The organism is Archangium sp. (genome assembly GCF_057119385.1).
Genome location: NZ_DBNGVP010000163.1, coordinates 84,577 through 98,500 on the forward strand (window position 1 = coordinate 84,577; position 13,924 = coordinate 98,500).

Consider the following 13,924-nt stretch of genomic DNA (forward strand, 5'->3'; position numbering starts at 1 on the left):
AGGCAGGATAGCGCCTGGAGGAGGGCGGCGGCAGGGCGTCAGCGTTCTGGCGGGGAGCCCACGGCCGCGTCCAGCTCGGCCTGGAAGGCGCGGTGGCGGCGGAAGCCCTCGCGGAAGCCGGCGAGCAGGAGGTTGCCGCGTGCCTGCTCGCCGTGCAGCCAGAGGACCTCGGCCGCGGCGGCGAGCAGCCAGGCGGCCTTGGCGTAGCTGCGCCGGTGCTGCCGGCTGACGATGGCGCTCGCGCGCTCGCGGGCGAGCTCCAGACACCATTCGCGCAGCCGCTCGCGCTCCGCGGGCTCGAGGGAGAGGGCGGGGAGGGCCTCGGCATAGGCGCGGGCCAGCCGCTCGCGGAGAGCCTCGTCGTGGCGCGAGCCGCCCGAGTACCAGGCACCGGCCCGGGTGCCGGACTCGAGGGCCTGGCGCCAGAGCGCGTCCACGTTGCGGGGCAGCCGTGAGAGGGATTGGCCGGAGAGGAGCACGAGGAAGGCGGGCACGACGAGCCCCTGGGGGTTGTCGCCGAACGTCCACCCGAGCGCGTTCTCGCGGGCGGCGAGCGCGTGGGCGGCCTCCCAGTCATGGGCGAGCAGCCAGGCATGGGCGAGCAGCCGGCGATCGACATGTGCGGGGACCTCGAGGGAGTCCTCGGCGTCGGGGAGCGCGGCCATGGAGCCGGAGGGGGCGCGGGGTTGCTGGAGGACGGCCTCGAGGTGGCGGGCGGCCTGGAGCAGGAGGGGAGGGCGCTCGGACTCGGAGGGGAGGGTGTCGCGCAGGTCGAGGAGCCGGGAGAGGGTGGGTTGGGAGACGAAGGCCTCCCAGCGGGCGGAGCGGACGGTGCCGGGCTGGCCGAGGCGCCCGGCGGCGGAGGCGAGGAAGCCGGCGACGGTGGCGCGCAGGGGGAGGGAGGAGGGGAGGACGGCGAGGGCCTCCCGGGCGGTGGTGAGCACGGCGAGGGGTGGGCCCTCGCGCTCGAGGGCGGAGAGGAGATCCACGAAGGCGCGGGGGTGACGGGAGGGCTCGGAGAAGGCGAGCTCGCGCAGGCCGCGGGTGCCCTGGGAGAGGCGGAGGGCCTCGCGCAACCAGGCATCGGCATCGGGGCCCTCCTGCGGACGGAGGAGGGCGCTCCAGTCGCGCAGGAAGACGTCGAAATCGGGGAGGGGCTCGGAGGAGAGGTCGAGCCACTCCTGGACGAGGGGGCGGGGTGAGTGGGGGAGGAGCTGGCGCAGGGAGCGCAGCTGCTCGAGGAGGACGGGGGCGCGCTGTGCGGGGGGAGTGGAGAAGTAGACGGCGCGGAGGTAGCGGGCGCGGGCCTCGGGGAAGTCGACGTGGGAGAGGTGCTGGGGGCGGGGGCCGCGGCCCTGGCCGTCCGTGTATTCGAGGAGGGAGAAGAGGGCGCGATAGGCCTCGCGGGCGAGGGAGTGCTGACCGCGCTCGGAGGCCTCGAGGGCGCGCTGGAAGAGGGAGGTGAGGGGCTCGAGGAATTCGGCGTAGGGGCCGAGGGAGTCGTTCTCGGGCCAGAGGTCTTCCCATTCTTTTGCCTTGTCTGGGAGGGATTGAGCGAGCCCGGAGATGTCCTCGAGGAGGGAGTGGGGGTGGAGGGAGGCGGGGGCGTTGGGGTCCGCGCGGAGGGAGTGGAGGAAGGCGAGCCGCTCGGAGGGCCGGACGCGGCTGGCGAGGAGACGGAGGAGGGCGCGCAGCTGCTCGGGGGAGCAGTCCGCGAGCCGTGCGTCGACGGCCTCACGGAAGTCCGTGAGGGACAGCTTCTCCGCCGGGGGATGGGACAGGTCGACTCCAGCCATGGGTAACCAGAAGATGACCTCGGCGGTCACGTCCGGCCACCCCCGGGTTGCTCGGCTGGCTCCTCTCCGGCCCTGGATGGAGGTATGGGCGGTGATGAAGACCACCACACGGAGGCCTTGGCGCATTCAACTCGGGACGTCGCGTCCACGAGCCCCATCTGCTTCATCGTTCTCAATCAATCCCATTCTCTTGATGATTCTCGAAGCAGGGCCCAACTCGCGTCTCTGGAGTGTTTATGGCATTCATGTGGAGAGCATGGGTGTGTACGGCCTTCCTTCTGCTTGGAGGATGCGGCCATGGAAGCTCCATTCGTCCTCAGGCGGGTGCGGAGTCTGTCCAGACCAGGTACGACGTATCGGCCATGGGCGCTGTCGAGGAGGAGGAAGAGCAGGTCCGTTTCAAGGGAAACACACTGGCTGCGCGTATCTGGGTGCTGATTGGCAATGGGCAGTTCGTCGAGGCAGAGGCCTTGATTGCCGAGGGCACGGCAGCAGGTCTGCTATCCAAACCTCAGGCAACCCGGATGTTGGAGAAGATCTCTCAGCTGAATACGCGGCTGGGAGATATTCCCGCGAGTGTGCAACGTGCCCCGGACTTTCCTTCCCAGCTCAAGGACTATACGCTGTTCGAGATAGACCAGATGTTGCAGAGGCAGGATTTCAGCATCGCGGCCAAGGCCCAGTTGATGATGGCCAAGAAGCTGATCAAGGAGTTCCCCCGGCTGCTGGCGAAGTGAGGTGACACCGTGACGCATCCGAGCCTGGAAGAGCTGGAGGCGAAACTCCAGGAGGCCCGAGCCGTTGGAGGGGCCAACCGGGCCAGCCCGGAGCAGTTGCGCCTGCTGCGCGAAGTGGCCAGGGAATGCCCCGCGTTCACGCCCAATCTCCTGGAACTCGCCCGGCTGTTGTTGCTGAACGAGGAAGCGGGAGTGAGCGCGGATGCGGCCTTCGCGGAAGTCCAGCGGCTGCTGGAGCAGGCCGTCCGTGGCTCGAAGCGCAACCCCGTCGCGGTCCTGGAGCTTGCTCACTTCCTGGATGCCTTCCGCAATGTTCCTCGGGAGGCGGAGAAGCTCTACGAAGAAGGAGCAGCGGGGGCCTTGAAGCTGGTCGAGGAATCATGGACGGCTCTGCTCGACCTCTGGACGGGTGAGAACACCCGGGAATCGTTGGGGAAGGCCTTGGAACTCGCCGCGCTGGCGGAGAAGGTCTTTCCCGAATCCGGGGACATCATGCTCGCCGTGGTGACCGCGAGGAACTACGCAGCCCGAGCCGGCCTGATGGACGCAGAGGAGGCCTGAGCGGGGGGAATGTGATGGGGCGAGTCACCTGGGCCGGAGTGACCGGGCAGGTCGAGCGGTCCTTGCCTGGGCAGGCGGGCTCCTCTACCCTGCGGACCTCCCCCTGAAGTCCGCGTGCGCCCACGTCCCTGGTCCGTCCTGCTCTGGGTCCTCCGAAGGCGCGCCGCCCGTGCTCTACGTGGCCGCGCGGGTGTCCACGCTGGTGGACTTCGAGGGCCTGCTCGAACCGCGCGTGGCGCTGACTCCCGAGTTGGGCGATGAGCCGGGGGCGGGCCAGGGGCTGGCGCTCGTCATGCCGGGCGAACGCCTGACGCTCATGCACACCATCCTGGCACCTGTTGTGCTCATGACATCACCAGGAACCCCAATTGCCCCTCTCCTCACGGCGATGACACCATCCACGGTGACGGACGCTTGGTTGAACCCTCTTGGGCTTGGGTGGTGCTCTGGACATGTCGAAGCGTGTCACGCGGAGGTCCACACTTCAGTTCCTGCGATGTCTCGTGGTGGTTCTGCCAGGTCTCTTGGGATGCAGCATCAATCAATACCAGCCAGGTCACTTCCGGTTCACCACGATTGTCGAGAAGAAAGGCCCGGGGCCCGGTGGCTGGCGTGCCGCATGTATCCATGCGACTGTCATCAACAAATCGACGATGGAGCCATACTTCTGTCAATTTGGCGTAGGCATACCCATGGAGACCAAAGATGTTGCCTGGATGTCCGAGCCACTGACTCAGCGAATCGCCGCTGATTGTGCCAACAAGGCGCTCCGTGATGTGATCGCCGCTCCCGCGTCCCCACTTCCTGGCCTCGTCTGTACGCAATTCATCGACACGTTCAACGTCGTCCTGGATCGCGCCGTGCCCGGCTCGAGAGTGACGGCATGGTGTGAGAAGAAAACAAAGCCCTTCCCGGTCGAGCTCTAAGTCCATGTCAATCTCAGCGGAATATCTGCTTTCGATTGCCCGCAACTACTGGCGTTCGGACCACGAGTTCGATGGCAAGCTGGAGAGGAGCCCCGAGCTGGAGAGATTCCAGGGGTTGTGGGAAGAGAAGCTCGAGAAGATGGAGGAGTGGTGGGTGCTCCATGACGAGCTGCGGGTGGCGTTGCCTCACTTGAAGATCGGGGATGCCACCTCCACGGTGGATGCCTGCTTCCGCTGTCTCGTGTATGCGGAGCAGCAGCTCGCGGCCGAAGACCCGGAGGCTGCGCCCCGGTCGCGCTGCTGGGCCGTTGTCGGCTGCGTCAGCATTCTGGCGCCTGTCTATACGGTGTATGGCGTGCAGTACGACTACAAGGGGCGGCAATGGATCGCCCGGCGGGTCTTCTTCGAGCCGTTGCCACCTGAGATGAAGGCTCCCGCGGAGGTTGTCGCCAGGAAGCTCGAGGCGTTGTTCGGGGTGGAGGCCCTTCCTCGTGAGCTCGCCGGGACCCGGGTCCCGCTGATCGTGGAGCCACGGGAGCCGCCTGAGACCACGCTCTTTCATGCGCTCTTCACGGGCCGGCCCGAGAGCGTGCCTCTCTAGCGGACGGGGCGCACAGGTGATGGGGCGAGTCACCTGGGCCGGAGTGACCGGGCAGGTCGAGCAGTCCTTGCCCGGGCAGGCGGGCTCCTCTACCCTGCGGACCTCCCCATGGAGTCCGCGTGCGCCCACGTCCCTGGTCCGTCCTGCTCTGGGTCCTCCTCCTGTCCACGGCGGCCACGGCCCGGGAGACGCGGCAGGGGACCGTGCTCGTCGCGGGACACCCGGAAGGCGCGCCGCCCGTGCTCTACGTGGCCGCGCGGGTGTCCACGCTGGTGGACTTCGAGGGCCTGCTCGAACCGCGCGTGGCGCTGACACCCGGGCTGGGCGAGCGCCTCGCGGTGCTTGCCGTGGGAGCGCGCTCGCTGGTGGTGGTGCCCGTGCGCGACCTGGCGCGGGGCGAGCGCGTGCTGCTGCCGGTGACGGGGCGGACGGAGGCCGGCGAGCCCCGTGCGCTGACGCTGGCGCTCGTCACCCGGGAGGACGAGGTGGACGTGCACGCCCACGTGTCCCTCGGGACGCCCGGGCCCCGGGGGCTGGAGGCCTCGGCGGAGGACGGGGGGGGCACGGTGGCGGGGATGCTGCTCGCGAGCCATGAGCCGGGGGCGGGCCCGGGGCTGGCGCTCGTCATGCCGGGCGAAATCCAGACGCTCATGCGGGCTGACGAGGTTGAGGGTCGGCTTGAATCCGTTCTCCGGATGGACCGGGGGCACCTCTTCGTCACGGTAGCGGTCAAATTCAAGTCACGACTTCTTCGTCCATGGCACCTGGGCCGGGCCCGGGTGGAGGCGGGATGCTGGAAGGAGCGCGCGAGGGCGAATGTGGTGCTCCCCGTCGTCGTCACCTCCGCCATCCCCGGGCCACGCGTGCAACGCCACACCCTGGCCATCCGGCTGCCGGAAGGGGCCGGGTGTCTGTCGTTGACCCTGGAGGAGGACGGCCCCCGGACACTGCACCTCCAGGACTGGAGGTTTCCTCCATGACGAATCCCTTCCATCCGGACCTGATTCAACCCGGAGACATGGTGCGGCACTACCGGGTGGTGAGCCGCCTCGGGAGCGGTGGCTTCGCGAACGTCTTCCTGGTGGAGCACGGGGGGCGGCCCTACACCCTGAAGATCGCGGCCCGCCCACCGGGGGATGAGGACGAGGCCCGGGAAGACGAGCGGGCCTTCCGCGAGGCCATCTCCCTGGGGCACTTCCGGCACCCCAACCTGTTGACGGTCCGCGAGCTGGGCCGCTGGCCGGAACTGGAAGGGGGTCACTTCTTCTTCGTCACCGACCACGTCCCTGGCTCCACCTTCAACAGGTGGCGCTGGGAGACGCAGGCCGCGCTGAGGCGCTTCATCCGGGTGCTGGCCGAGCTGCTCCTGGTGATGGCGGAGCTGCACGAGCGCGGCGTGTGCCACCGCGACATCAAGCCCGACAACGTCCTGGTGAGGGAGGGCGATGACAAGCCGTTCCTCATCGACTTCGGCGCGGTGTTCCTGCCCGGGGCGTACACGCTGACGCGGGAGCTCCCACCGGTGACGTTCCACAACATGCCGCCCGAGGTCGCCGCCTTCCTGCGAGGGGGCGCGTGGGAAGAGGGCGCGCACTTCCCCGCGAGTCCCGCGGCGGATCTCTACGCCTTCGGTGCCCTGCTCTACGAGGCGCTCACGGATTGCCACCCCTTCAACCCACGCCTGCCGTTGGACAAGCTCCTGCTCGCCATCGAGTTCGTCCCGCCGGTGGAGCCCGTCCAGTTGGAGCCGCGTGTGCCGCCGGGCCTGAGCAGCCTGGTGATGAGGCTCCTGGCCAAGGACCCGGCGCAACGGCCCCCGAGCGCCCGGGCCGTCCACGAGGAGTTGATGCGGTTGCTGGAGGACGAAGGGGACACGGAGGCCTGGACGGTGCCGTATGCCTTCGCCACGGAGGAGGGCGCAGCGGCTCCACCCGAGGAGTCCCGGTCCGAGGCGGCGGCGGGCACGTGGGAGGTTCCCGAGTCATCCCCAGTGTCCGAGAATGCCGCTCCGGCGGCCTCTGACTCCGCTGGGACGGGTGGCGAGGAGCGGGACGCCGGGCGGCCTTCTGGCGGGTGGAGGAGGGGGCTCGCCGTGTTCGCCTTCGTGTTGCTCCTGCTCGGGATAGCGTGGGGCTTCGGCCGCACGGTGTTCGCGTCCGCCCTGGAGGCGGTGTGTTCCGGTGCGGCCTCCACCGCGCTGGTTGCGCCAGCGCCTTCCGAGAAGGGATGCGAAGCCTTGCTCTTCACCCCACCGAAGTCCTTCCGCGACACCCACGCGCTGCTCTGTGCCGCCTCCGTGCAACTCCTGGCCTGCGCGGGGGCACCGGTGCGCCCTGATGCTGGAGGTTTCCTGGAGCAGTGCCCTCCCGAAGCCCGTCAGACGGCCGCGCGGGCGGGCTTCGGGCAGATGCCCTTCACGGATGTCGAGCTGGTGACCGGTGTGGAGGTTGGCAACGAGTCGAACACGGGCCTGTTCAACGTCAGGAGCGGACCCATGGAGGGATGGATGTTCCTGCCCGGTGATGAGCGGAGCTACCGGGTGACGGGTGAAGCGAAGGTGTTCCAGAATCGGTTCTACGCGCGGTTCGACCGGATCTACCTCGACGCGCTCTACCCGACGCCCGGCATTGTGCCGTCTCCCATCTGCGCCGTGGTCGTGAGCGACAGGGAGCCGAGGAAGAAGTTCGGGGTGCTGACGTACGAGAGCGAGAATCCCAGCGGGTCCGAGGTCGAGCCCGCCAAGGTGGTGTATCGCGGCGCCGACTCCACCATTCTCAACGCACAGTTGGTGGACGTATACGTCCAGCTCCCCGGCCGCCGTTTCCCGGAGTAGGGCATCGGCCCGGAGCAGGACCCTTCTGGCCGCGAGGTGTACCAACTGGTCCGATGGTCGGACCAGTCGCGGAAGGTCACGGGGGAAGGAGACCCACGGGAGGGTCTCCCGTGCCGGTGGGGACCCGAGGGGTCGTGCGGAGGGCTTGAGTGAATCACGGCGCGAGCTAACCTGGTCGGAATGGCCGCAGCTGTTGAGCACTCGATCCTGAATCTCCCTGGCGAGCCCCGCATGCTCGATGCCGTGCGCGAGGGCCTCGCGGGGGCGGAAGAGGTCCTGCTCGCCGTCTCGTTCACCCGCTGCAGCGGGTTGCAGCTCCTCGTCGATCCACTCCAGGAGGTCGCGAAGCGAGGCCGCGTCAGGGTCCTCACGTCCACCTACCAGCAGATCACCCAGCCCGAGGCGCTGGAGGCGCTCCTGGAGATGGAGGGCGTCGAGTGCCGGGTCCAAGGCGGTCCGACCGGCTTCCACTCGAAGTTCTGGTGGTTTCGCGGGAAGAGTGGCGCCGAATGCTGGGCGGGCTCCTCCAATCTCACGAGGGGTGGGCTCGCCACCAACCTCGAGTGGAACATCCGTTCCCTGGAGCAGGCGCGTATCGAGCAGACCCGGCGGCAGTTCGAGGCCCTCTGGGGCCGCTCCGATGTGCAGCCGCTCTCTCGCGAGCTGATCCACCGCTACCGCTTGCACCGGCGGCCCGAGCGCCCGGCGCCCATTCCCCTCCCTCTGGCCGCCGATGAACTGCAGCAGGCGCCCAGACCCAACCCGGCACAGCAGGAGGCCCTGAAGAAGCTGGCCGAGCTGCGTGACCGGGGTGAGCGGCGTGCCGCGGTCATCGCGGCCACCGGCCTGGGCAAGACGTACCTGGCGGCGTTCGATGTCGCCGCGAGCCGGGCGCGGCGGGTCCTGTATGTCTCGCATCGTCTCGAGCACCTCACCCAGGCCATGAGGGCCTTTGCCCTGGTGCTCGGGAAGAAGCACCTCGGGCTCGTCGGCGGGGGCTACGTGGAGGCGGACGCGGACATCGTCTTCGCGACGGTGCAGAGCCTTCGCGGTCATGCCACGCTGCTCGGACGCCGCTGGGACTACGTCATCATCGATGAGTTCCACCACGCGGAGGCCTCTGGCTATCAGCCGCTGCGCAAGCTCATCGAGCATGCGTTCTTCCTGGGGATGACGGCGACTCCCGAGCGCCAGGACGGGCATGATGTGCTCGAGTGGTGCAACTGGAACATCGCCTACGAAATCCGTCTCCCCGAGGCAATCGATCGTGGCTGGCTGCTCCCGTTCCACTACTTCGGCATCGCGGACGAGACCGTCGACTTCGCGCGCATTCCCTGGCGCAATGGGAAGATTCCCATCGACATCCTGGAGCAGGAGCTCTCGATCGAGGCGCGCGCCGAGCTGGTGCTCGAGCAGGCGTTGCTGCATGGCTTCGATGGCCCGAAACGAGCGACCGTTGGCTTCTGCGCCAGCATCCGGCACGCGGAGTTCATGGCGAAGGCCTTCAACGCGTGGAATCAAACCGCCGTGGTGGTCTCGGGAAACCAATCCGTGGAGGAGCGCGAGCTCATCTACCGCAAGCTGGCGGACGTGACGCATCCACTCCAATGGATATTCGTCGCCGACGTGCTGAACGAGGGCGTGGATATCCCGGCCATCAACTCGCTGCTCTTCCTCCGGCCAACGGATTCGGCGGGATTGTTCCTCCAGCAGCTTGGGCGAGGGCTGCGCCTCTTTCCCGAGACGGAGGTCCTGACAGTCCTCGACTTCGTTGGCCATCACCGGAGCAGCTGGATCACGTTGCAGGCGCTCCACGACCCGAAGGGAACGGGGGCGCGAGTCGACGTCGTCGAGGGCTTCACCCTCAAGCCGCCGCGCGGCTGCGAGGTGGTGCTCCAGAGACGCACGCGGGAAATCCTCGCGAAGATTCGCCGGCTCACGACGCGGCAGCGCTGTGACGAGGCCTACCGCCTGCTCCGGGACGAGCTGGGACGCCCTCCGCTTCCCGTCGATCTCTGGCTCCGCGAGGAGCTGCCGGAGCTGAAGGATTTCCGTGGGGCCTACGGCTCGTGGCTGAAGTGCCAGCAGGCGCAGGGGGACGCTCCCGCCTGGGCGAAGGGCCTGCCGGAGGAGCACCCCGTTCACCAACTCCTCTCGGCCGCGGAGACCGACTGGCAGGCCCAACGGGTTGGGCCCTACGCGCTCTTGTGGGGGCTGGCCGCGCATCCTGATGATCCACGGGCCGGTTACGAGGAATTCTTCCGCCGCTACCCCCAATGGGAGAGGGAGCACGCGTCCTTGGACAGCTCCAAGTCATGGAAGACGCTGCGCAAGAAGGTTCCGGCGGCGGTCCTCACTCGGGAGCATCTGGCGAGCCCCATCATCACCGCGCTCGGCTCGGAACTGCTGGAGCAAGTGGAAGGACGTCTGCTGTACACCGTGAACAAGGATCATCAGGAGCGTCACGGAGGCGTACTCCGGACTCCTTCGGACCTGGCCCGGTATGGGCAGTACACACGGCCGGAGATCGTCCGCCACTTTGGCGCGCAGTACGACCCCGCGCGCCACAACATGGGCATCCTCTGGTTCGAGCAGCGTGGCGTCATCATCACGAAGCTCGATACGAGCAGCGCGAAGGAGGGGCAGCGCTACCTCAACCGTTTCATCACGAATCGGCGTTTCTCGTGGAGTAGCCAGCCCAAGATGACCCGGACGAACGAGGCGGGCCGGAAGGTGCTCGAGCACGAAGAGCGCGGCTTGACGCTGTACCTGTTCGTTCAAGGGCGCTCGCATGAGCCCGCCCTGTACATGGGCGAGGCAACATTCGTCGCGGCCGAGGGTAACAAGCCGATGGCGATTACCCTGAAGTTGGATCGGCCCGTTCCGGCCGAGGTGCAACGCGAGCTCAGAGTGGAGCTCCCGGAGGATGAAGACTCCGCCTGAACGGTGGAGGACCCTCTACTGATGCCTGCGAAGCTTCGGTTGCAACTCGACCGAGAATAAGCCTGGGTTGGGTTTTGGACTGTCAGCCGTGACTCTGTCCGAATGTGTCATTGAAAGGTATAGGATGATGTCATGTGCGCTCGGTGAAAAATTGATTCGAGGTGGTTGTGGGATTTCTAGGACGAGTTGTGCCGGTGTCAGTATTTCTTCTCTTGCGATTGCTCGCGGGGGCACTGCCAATCCTCTCGGGTTGCAGCATCAATCATTACCAGCCAGGCCACTTCCGATTCACCACGATTGTCGAGAAAACAAAGCCGGGAGCCGATGGCTGGCGTGCCGCGTGTATCCATGCGACCGTCATCAATAAATCGACCATGGAACCCTATTATTGCAAATTCGGTGTGGGAATGCCCATTGAGAACAGGGATTTTGGATTCATGTCCGAACCGCTTGCTCAGAGAATCGCCGCCGATTGCGCCAACAAGGCACTGAGTGACGTGATTGCCGCTCCCGCTTCTCCGCTTCCGGGTCTTGTCTGTTCTCAATTCATCAACACGTTCCATGAAGCCCTGAGTCGTGCCGTGCTTGGGTCGAAGGTGACGGCTGAGTGTGAAAAGAAGACCAAGCCATTCCAGGTTGACCTCTGAGCCCATGCCACTTTCAGCGGAGTCCCTGCTTTCTGTCGTCCGCAACTACTGGCGTTCGGACCATGAGTTCGATGGCAGACTGGAAAGGAGCCCCGAGACGGAGAGGTTCCAGGACTTGTGGGAAGAGAGGCTCGAGAGGATGGGGGAATGGCACATGCTCCTGGATGAGCTCCAGGCGGCGTTGCCCCGGTTCCTCATCGGGAATGCCACGGCCACCTGTGATGCGTGTTTCCGCTGCTCCGTGTACATGGAGCGGGAGCCCCTCCATTCGAATCAGGGGAATGAACAGTTGACGCGCCGCCAGGTCGTGGTCGGCTGCGTCAGCATTCTGGCTCCTGTCTATACAGTCTACGGCGCGCAGTACGACTACAGAGGCAAAGAGCGCATCGCCGACAGGGCATTCTTCGAGCCGCTTCCTCCTGAGATGCGCGCTCTCGCGGAGATCGTTGCCAGGAAGATCGAGGCGAGGTTCGGGGTCGAGGCCGTTCCTCGCGAGATCGCCGAGACGCGTATCCCGCTCATCGTGGGTCCACGTGAGCCGCCCGAGACCACGCTCTTTCATGCGCTCTTCACGGCGTGGCCCGAGAGCGTGCCTTGATGCGCTGGACGTACAAGGGCCTCACGCAATCGCTCCCCATCGGCGCCGCCGGACCCGACGGCAAGAAGCGGCCCATTCAGCTCTTTCCAAAGGTCGGGGCCCTCAAGGACCCTGGGCTGGAGGCATTCAAGGTCTACTTCCCGCACTTCCTCGGGAATCGGCGCGGCAGCGATCTCATGACTCCAGAGCTGGGCACGTCCCTTCACGCGCTTCTGGAAACCCAGGACGAGGAGCAGCGCGCTGCAATCGTCCGCCGCGTGGCGCGGGAAGAAATCCCGGAGACCTTTGGCAGGTACCTCGAGGTCATCCGGTCCTTCGACGTCACGGTGCACTCCGAGGCGCGCACGATGCAGGTGTCCCTGGAGTTGAAGCCACACGGGGCCGGGTGGGTGTCGTGGAGCTTCGCGGTGCACTTTCCTCCGCGACAGGAGGGCGGGGGCGAGGTGGAGACCAGGCCTCGTCCGAGTCCCGAGGCGATGAACGATCCCCGGACGGCGGAGCTCATCCGCGTTGCGCGGCACTACTACCCGGCGGGCTACCCCGTGTGGGAGGACGACGACGAGGAGTCCGAACCCGCCTATCGGCGGACGCCCGAGTACCAGCGGTGGCGCGCGCTCCGTGAGCAGACCTGGGACGACTGGAAGGAGTGGGAAGAGTTCCTGCGCCGCTCGCGCGCCGTGTTCCCCGGGCACCCTGTGTCTGATGTGACGCATCCCTCGGCGGATGCCTGCTCCCGCTGCTGCGTGTATCTGGAGCAGCCATTGCCGGACGGCGGACGTGCCGTGACCCGGGTGGTGGGGGCCGTCTCCATCCTCGCGCCGCTGTACCTCGTCTACGTGACGACGCACAGCGTGGGGCCCGACACGACGGCGACCTTGCCGCAGCTCGACTTCACGCCCGGCGGCGAGGCGAAGTCCTCCGCGGACGCGCTGGCCCGGCTCATCGAGCAGGTGTTCGGCTACCGCCCCTTTCCGATGGAACTGGCGGATGTCCCCCTGCCGGAGCTCCGGGTCGAGTCGCTGCACGAGTCCGCGACGCTCCTCGGAGCGCTCTTCGCGGACCGGGGCACGCTGGCCAACGTGCCCTGAGCGCGGCGGTGGCGATGGAGGCCGCCGCCGCGGTGGAACGTCCTTGTAGGGGTCCCGCAGCGTGCCCTACATGAAGATTCCTGGTGCCGTCTCCAACGCCGCACGCAGGTCCTCGACAGTCGTGTCCATCCCCTCTACGACGGTGGGAGCGTGCCACGTCACCGCGACTGTTCCCTCGGGCGACTCACACGCCACCTCGACGGTGACCCGCCCGAAGCGTCCCGGCCAGGAATGCCGCCGCAGCTCCGCGGCGCGTTTGCGTGGGTCGATGAAGGTGAAACACGGCCAGCGCGGCAGGCGGATGGTGCTCATGTCGCAACCGTTGAAGCCGACCCCATGGAGCTCGGCCTCGGAGAAGTCGCAGTCCTCAATCCCCCCCGGCTTCCACCGCCGCGTGTCCACCAGGGCCTCCCGGAACCCGAACTCGTTGCCCCGGAAGCGGCCCTTGAATCGGCACCCCTTCAGCGTCATCTGTGCCCACACCACGCCCTTCAGCTGCCCCTTGGCCTGGAGGGTGCAGTTGATGAACTGGCCCGACACAGGCACCAGCGAGCGCCCGGCCGCACTGATGATGACAGTGGAGTCGCGCACCGTGAGGTCCGGGCCGAGCCAGTAGATGGGGCCCTTTTTCAGCTCCAGCCGCTCGCCGGCAATCTCTCGCTTCTCGTAGTGGATGTTGGGAGTCACGCGGGCCTCAGAAGAAGATCATGCGGAAGAAGGTGCTCGCCATCCGCCGCCCGTGCAGCGCGAAGTTCGAGTCGGTGCCGGACAGGATTTCGTAATGGTAACCCTGTCCGCCCGGGCCCGTGATGTCGGCACCGCGGCTGTTCCAGGACAGGCCCGGGAACCGTAGCTTCATTTGAGCCTCTACCCAGCGCCCGCGAGCCTGCCGCTCCAGGAGATTCGCTCGATGCTCCAAGCCGCGATCCAGCATCGACTGAATGGCGTTTCGCTCCTCCTGACGGAGCTTCGCGGGCGACCACCTTCCCGCGATCTCCCTCACCGCGGCCTGCAACTCATCGCCCAGCCGGTCCTCCCCCGGAATGTCCCTGTAGCTCTTGCCTCGTGGGAGGACGGCGTCCACATACTGCACCCCCGACATCACTCCCCAGCTCCGAGCAGGTGACGGTGACCTTGCGTGGGCACCCCCTCCAAGGAGTGCGGCTGCCAGTTACTCAGGCCTTTCGTACCCAG

The 13,924-nt window shown here is 67.0% G+C and carries 14 protein-coding genes; 9 read left to right on the forward strand and 5 right to left on the reverse strand.

The window, feature by feature from the left end; genetic code table 11:
- Positions 1 to 38 precede the first annotated feature (38 nt).
- On the reverse strand, positions 39 to 1,796 hold the full coding sequence (locus tag AC16DP_RS39690; protein WP_483956960.1) for a hypothetical protein: 1,758 nt from the start codon (positions 1,794 to 1,796) through the stop codon (positions 39 to 41).
- A 362-nt stretch (positions 1,797 to 2,158) separates the two neighbouring features.
- Between AC16DP_RS39690 and AC16DP_RS39695 the strand changes: the two genes are divergently transcribed.
- Both AC16DP_RS39695 and AC16DP_RS39700 read left to right on the forward strand, forming a co-directional pair.
- Positions 2,159 to 2,533, forward strand: coding sequence for a hypothetical protein (locus AC16DP_RS39695; RefSeq protein WP_329733063.1), 375 nt, complete (start codon positions 2,159 to 2,161; stop codon positions 2,531 to 2,533).
- Between the two features lie 96 nt (positions 2,534 to 2,629).
- Entirely contained in the window at positions 2,630 to 3,094 is a 465-nt protein-coding gene (locus tag AC16DP_RS39700) for a hypothetical protein (RefSeq protein ID WP_329733062.1), read from the forward strand.
- Positions 3,095 to 3,268: 174 nt separating this feature from the next.
- On the opposite strand, the gene AC16DP_RS39705 is transcribed toward AC16DP_RS39700, so the two are convergent.
- Positions 3,269 to 3,412, reverse strand: coding sequence for a hypothetical protein (locus AC16DP_RS39705; RefSeq protein ID WP_329733061.1), 144 nt, complete (start codon positions 3,410 to 3,412; stop codon positions 3,269 to 3,271).
- Between the two features lie 134 nt (positions 3,413 to 3,546).
- Here AC16DP_RS39705 and AC16DP_RS39710 point away from each other — a divergent pair, with 134 nt between their 5' ends.
- The 5 genes from AC16DP_RS39710 (at position 3,547) to AC16DP_RS39730 (ending at position 10,397) form a co-directional block, all read left to right on the forward strand.
- The gene (locus AC16DP_RS39710; protein WP_483956961.1) at positions 3,547 to 4,020 is read left to right on the forward strand and encodes a hypothetical protein; all 474 of its coding nucleotides are present in this window, start codon (positions 3,547 to 3,549) and stop codon (positions 4,018 to 4,020) included.
- Between the two features lie 4 nt (positions 4,021 to 4,024).
- Entirely contained in the window at positions 4,025 to 4,621 is a 597-nt protein-coding gene (locus tag AC16DP_RS39715) for a hypothetical protein (protein ID WP_329733059.1), read from the forward strand.
- 119 nt (positions 4,622 to 4,740) lie between these two features.
- On the forward strand, positions 4,741 to 5,601 hold the full coding sequence (locus AC16DP_RS39720; RefSeq protein WP_329733058.1) for a DUF2381 family protein: 861 nt from the start codon (positions 4,741 to 4,743) through the stop codon (positions 5,599 to 5,601).
- Positions 5,598 to 7,454, forward strand: a complete 1,857-nt coding sequence (locus AC16DP_RS39725) for a serine/threonine protein kinase (RefSeq protein WP_329733057.1) — start codon at positions 5,598 to 5,600, stop codon at positions 7,452 to 7,454. Before AC16DP_RS39720 ends, AC16DP_RS39725 begins: the two co-directional genes overlap by 4 nt.
- 231 nt (positions 7,455 to 7,685) lie before the next feature.
- Positions 7,686 to 10,397, forward strand: a complete 2,712-nt coding sequence (locus AC16DP_RS39730; RefSeq protein ID WP_329733056.1) for a DUF3427 domain-containing protein — start codon at positions 7,686 to 7,688, stop codon at positions 10,395 to 10,397.
- A 197-nt stretch (positions 10,398 to 10,594) separates the two neighbouring features.
- Here the strand turns inward: AC16DP_RS39730 and AC16DP_RS39735 are convergent, their stop codons facing one another.
- Positions 10,595 to 11,050: a hypothetical protein gene (locus tag AC16DP_RS39735; RefSeq protein ID WP_329733055.1), complete on the reverse strand. Its 456-nt coding sequence runs from the start codon at positions 11,048 to 11,050 to the stop codon at positions 10,595 to 10,597.
- Here AC16DP_RS39735 and AC16DP_RS39740 point away from each other — a divergent pair.
- Together AC16DP_RS39740 and AC16DP_RS39745 are read left to right on the forward strand one after the other, a co-directional pair.
- Complete coding sequence (locus AC16DP_RS39740) at positions 11,049 to 11,642, forward strand: hypothetical protein (protein WP_329733054.1); 594 nt, start codon at positions 11,049 to 11,051, stop codon at positions 11,640 to 11,642. The two genes, AC16DP_RS39735 and AC16DP_RS39740, sit on opposite strands and share 2 nt — an antisense overlap.
- Entirely contained in the window at positions 11,639 to 12,730 is a 1,092-nt protein-coding gene (locus AC16DP_RS39745; protein ID WP_329733053.1) for a hypothetical protein, read from the forward strand. The genes AC16DP_RS39740 and AC16DP_RS39745 overlap by 4 nt, the downstream gene beginning before the upstream one ends.
- A 66-nt stretch (positions 12,731 to 12,796) precedes the next feature.
- Here the strand turns inward: AC16DP_RS39745 and AC16DP_RS39750 are convergent, their stop codons facing one another.
- Both AC16DP_RS39750 and AC16DP_RS39755 read right to left on the reverse strand, forming a co-directional pair.
- Positions 12,797 to 13,417, reverse strand: a complete 621-nt coding sequence (locus tag AC16DP_RS39750) for a hypothetical protein (protein ID WP_329733052.1) — start codon at positions 13,415 to 13,417, stop codon at positions 12,797 to 12,799.
- A gap of 7 nt (positions 13,418 to 13,424) precedes the next feature.
- Positions 13,425 to 13,589 (reverse strand): hypothetical protein, encoded by a 165-nt coding sequence (locus tag AC16DP_RS39755; RefSeq protein WP_329733051.1) that lies wholly within the window; start codon positions 13,587 to 13,589, stop codon positions 13,425 to 13,427.
- Positions 13,590 to 13,924: the final 335 nt, after the last annotated feature.

What these genes read in the sequence shown, in the direction of transcription:
- AC16DP_RS39690 (WP_483956960.1), bottom strand. Translation starts at nt 1,796, where the DNA reads ATGGCTGGAGTCGACCTGTCCCATCCCCCGGCGGAGAAGCTGTCCCTC.
- AC16DP_RS39695 (WP_329733063.1), top strand. Translation starts at nt 2,159, where the DNA reads ATGGGCGCTGTCGAGGAGGAGGAAGAGCAGGTCCGTTTCAAGGGAAAC.
- AC16DP_RS39705 (WP_329733061.1), bottom strand. Translation starts at nt 3,412, where the DNA reads ATGAGCGTCAGGCGTTCGCCCGGCATGACGAGCGCCAGCCCCTGGCCC.
- AC16DP_RS39710 (WP_483956961.1), top strand. Translation starts at nt 3,547, where the DNA reads ATGTCGAAGCGTGTCACGCGGAGGTCCACACTTCAGTTCCTGCGATGT.
- AC16DP_RS39715 (WP_329733059.1), top strand. Translation starts at nt 4,025, where the DNA reads ATGTCAATCTCAGCGGAATATCTGCTTTCGATTGCCCGCAACTACTGG.
- AC16DP_RS39725 (WP_329733057.1), top strand. Translation starts at nt 5,598, where the DNA reads ATGACGAATCCCTTCCATCCGGACCTGATTCAACCCGGAGACATGGTG.
- AC16DP_RS39730 (WP_329733056.1), top strand. Translation starts at nt 7,686, where the DNA reads ATGCTCGATGCCGTGCGCGAGGGCCTCGCGGGGGCGGAAGAGGTCCTG.
- AC16DP_RS39740 (WP_329733054.1), top strand. Translation starts at nt 11,049, where the DNA reads ATGCCACTTTCAGCGGAGTCCCTGCTTTCTGTCGTCCGCAACTACTGG.
- AC16DP_RS39735 (WP_329733055.1), bottom strand. Translation starts at nt 11,050, where the DNA reads ATGGGCTCAGAGGTCAACCTGGAATGGCTTGGTCTTCTTTTCACACTC.
- AC16DP_RS39755 (WP_329733051.1), bottom strand. Translation starts at nt 13,589, where the DNA reads ATGAAGCTACGGTTCCCGGGCCTGTCCTGGAACAGCCGCGGTGCCGAC.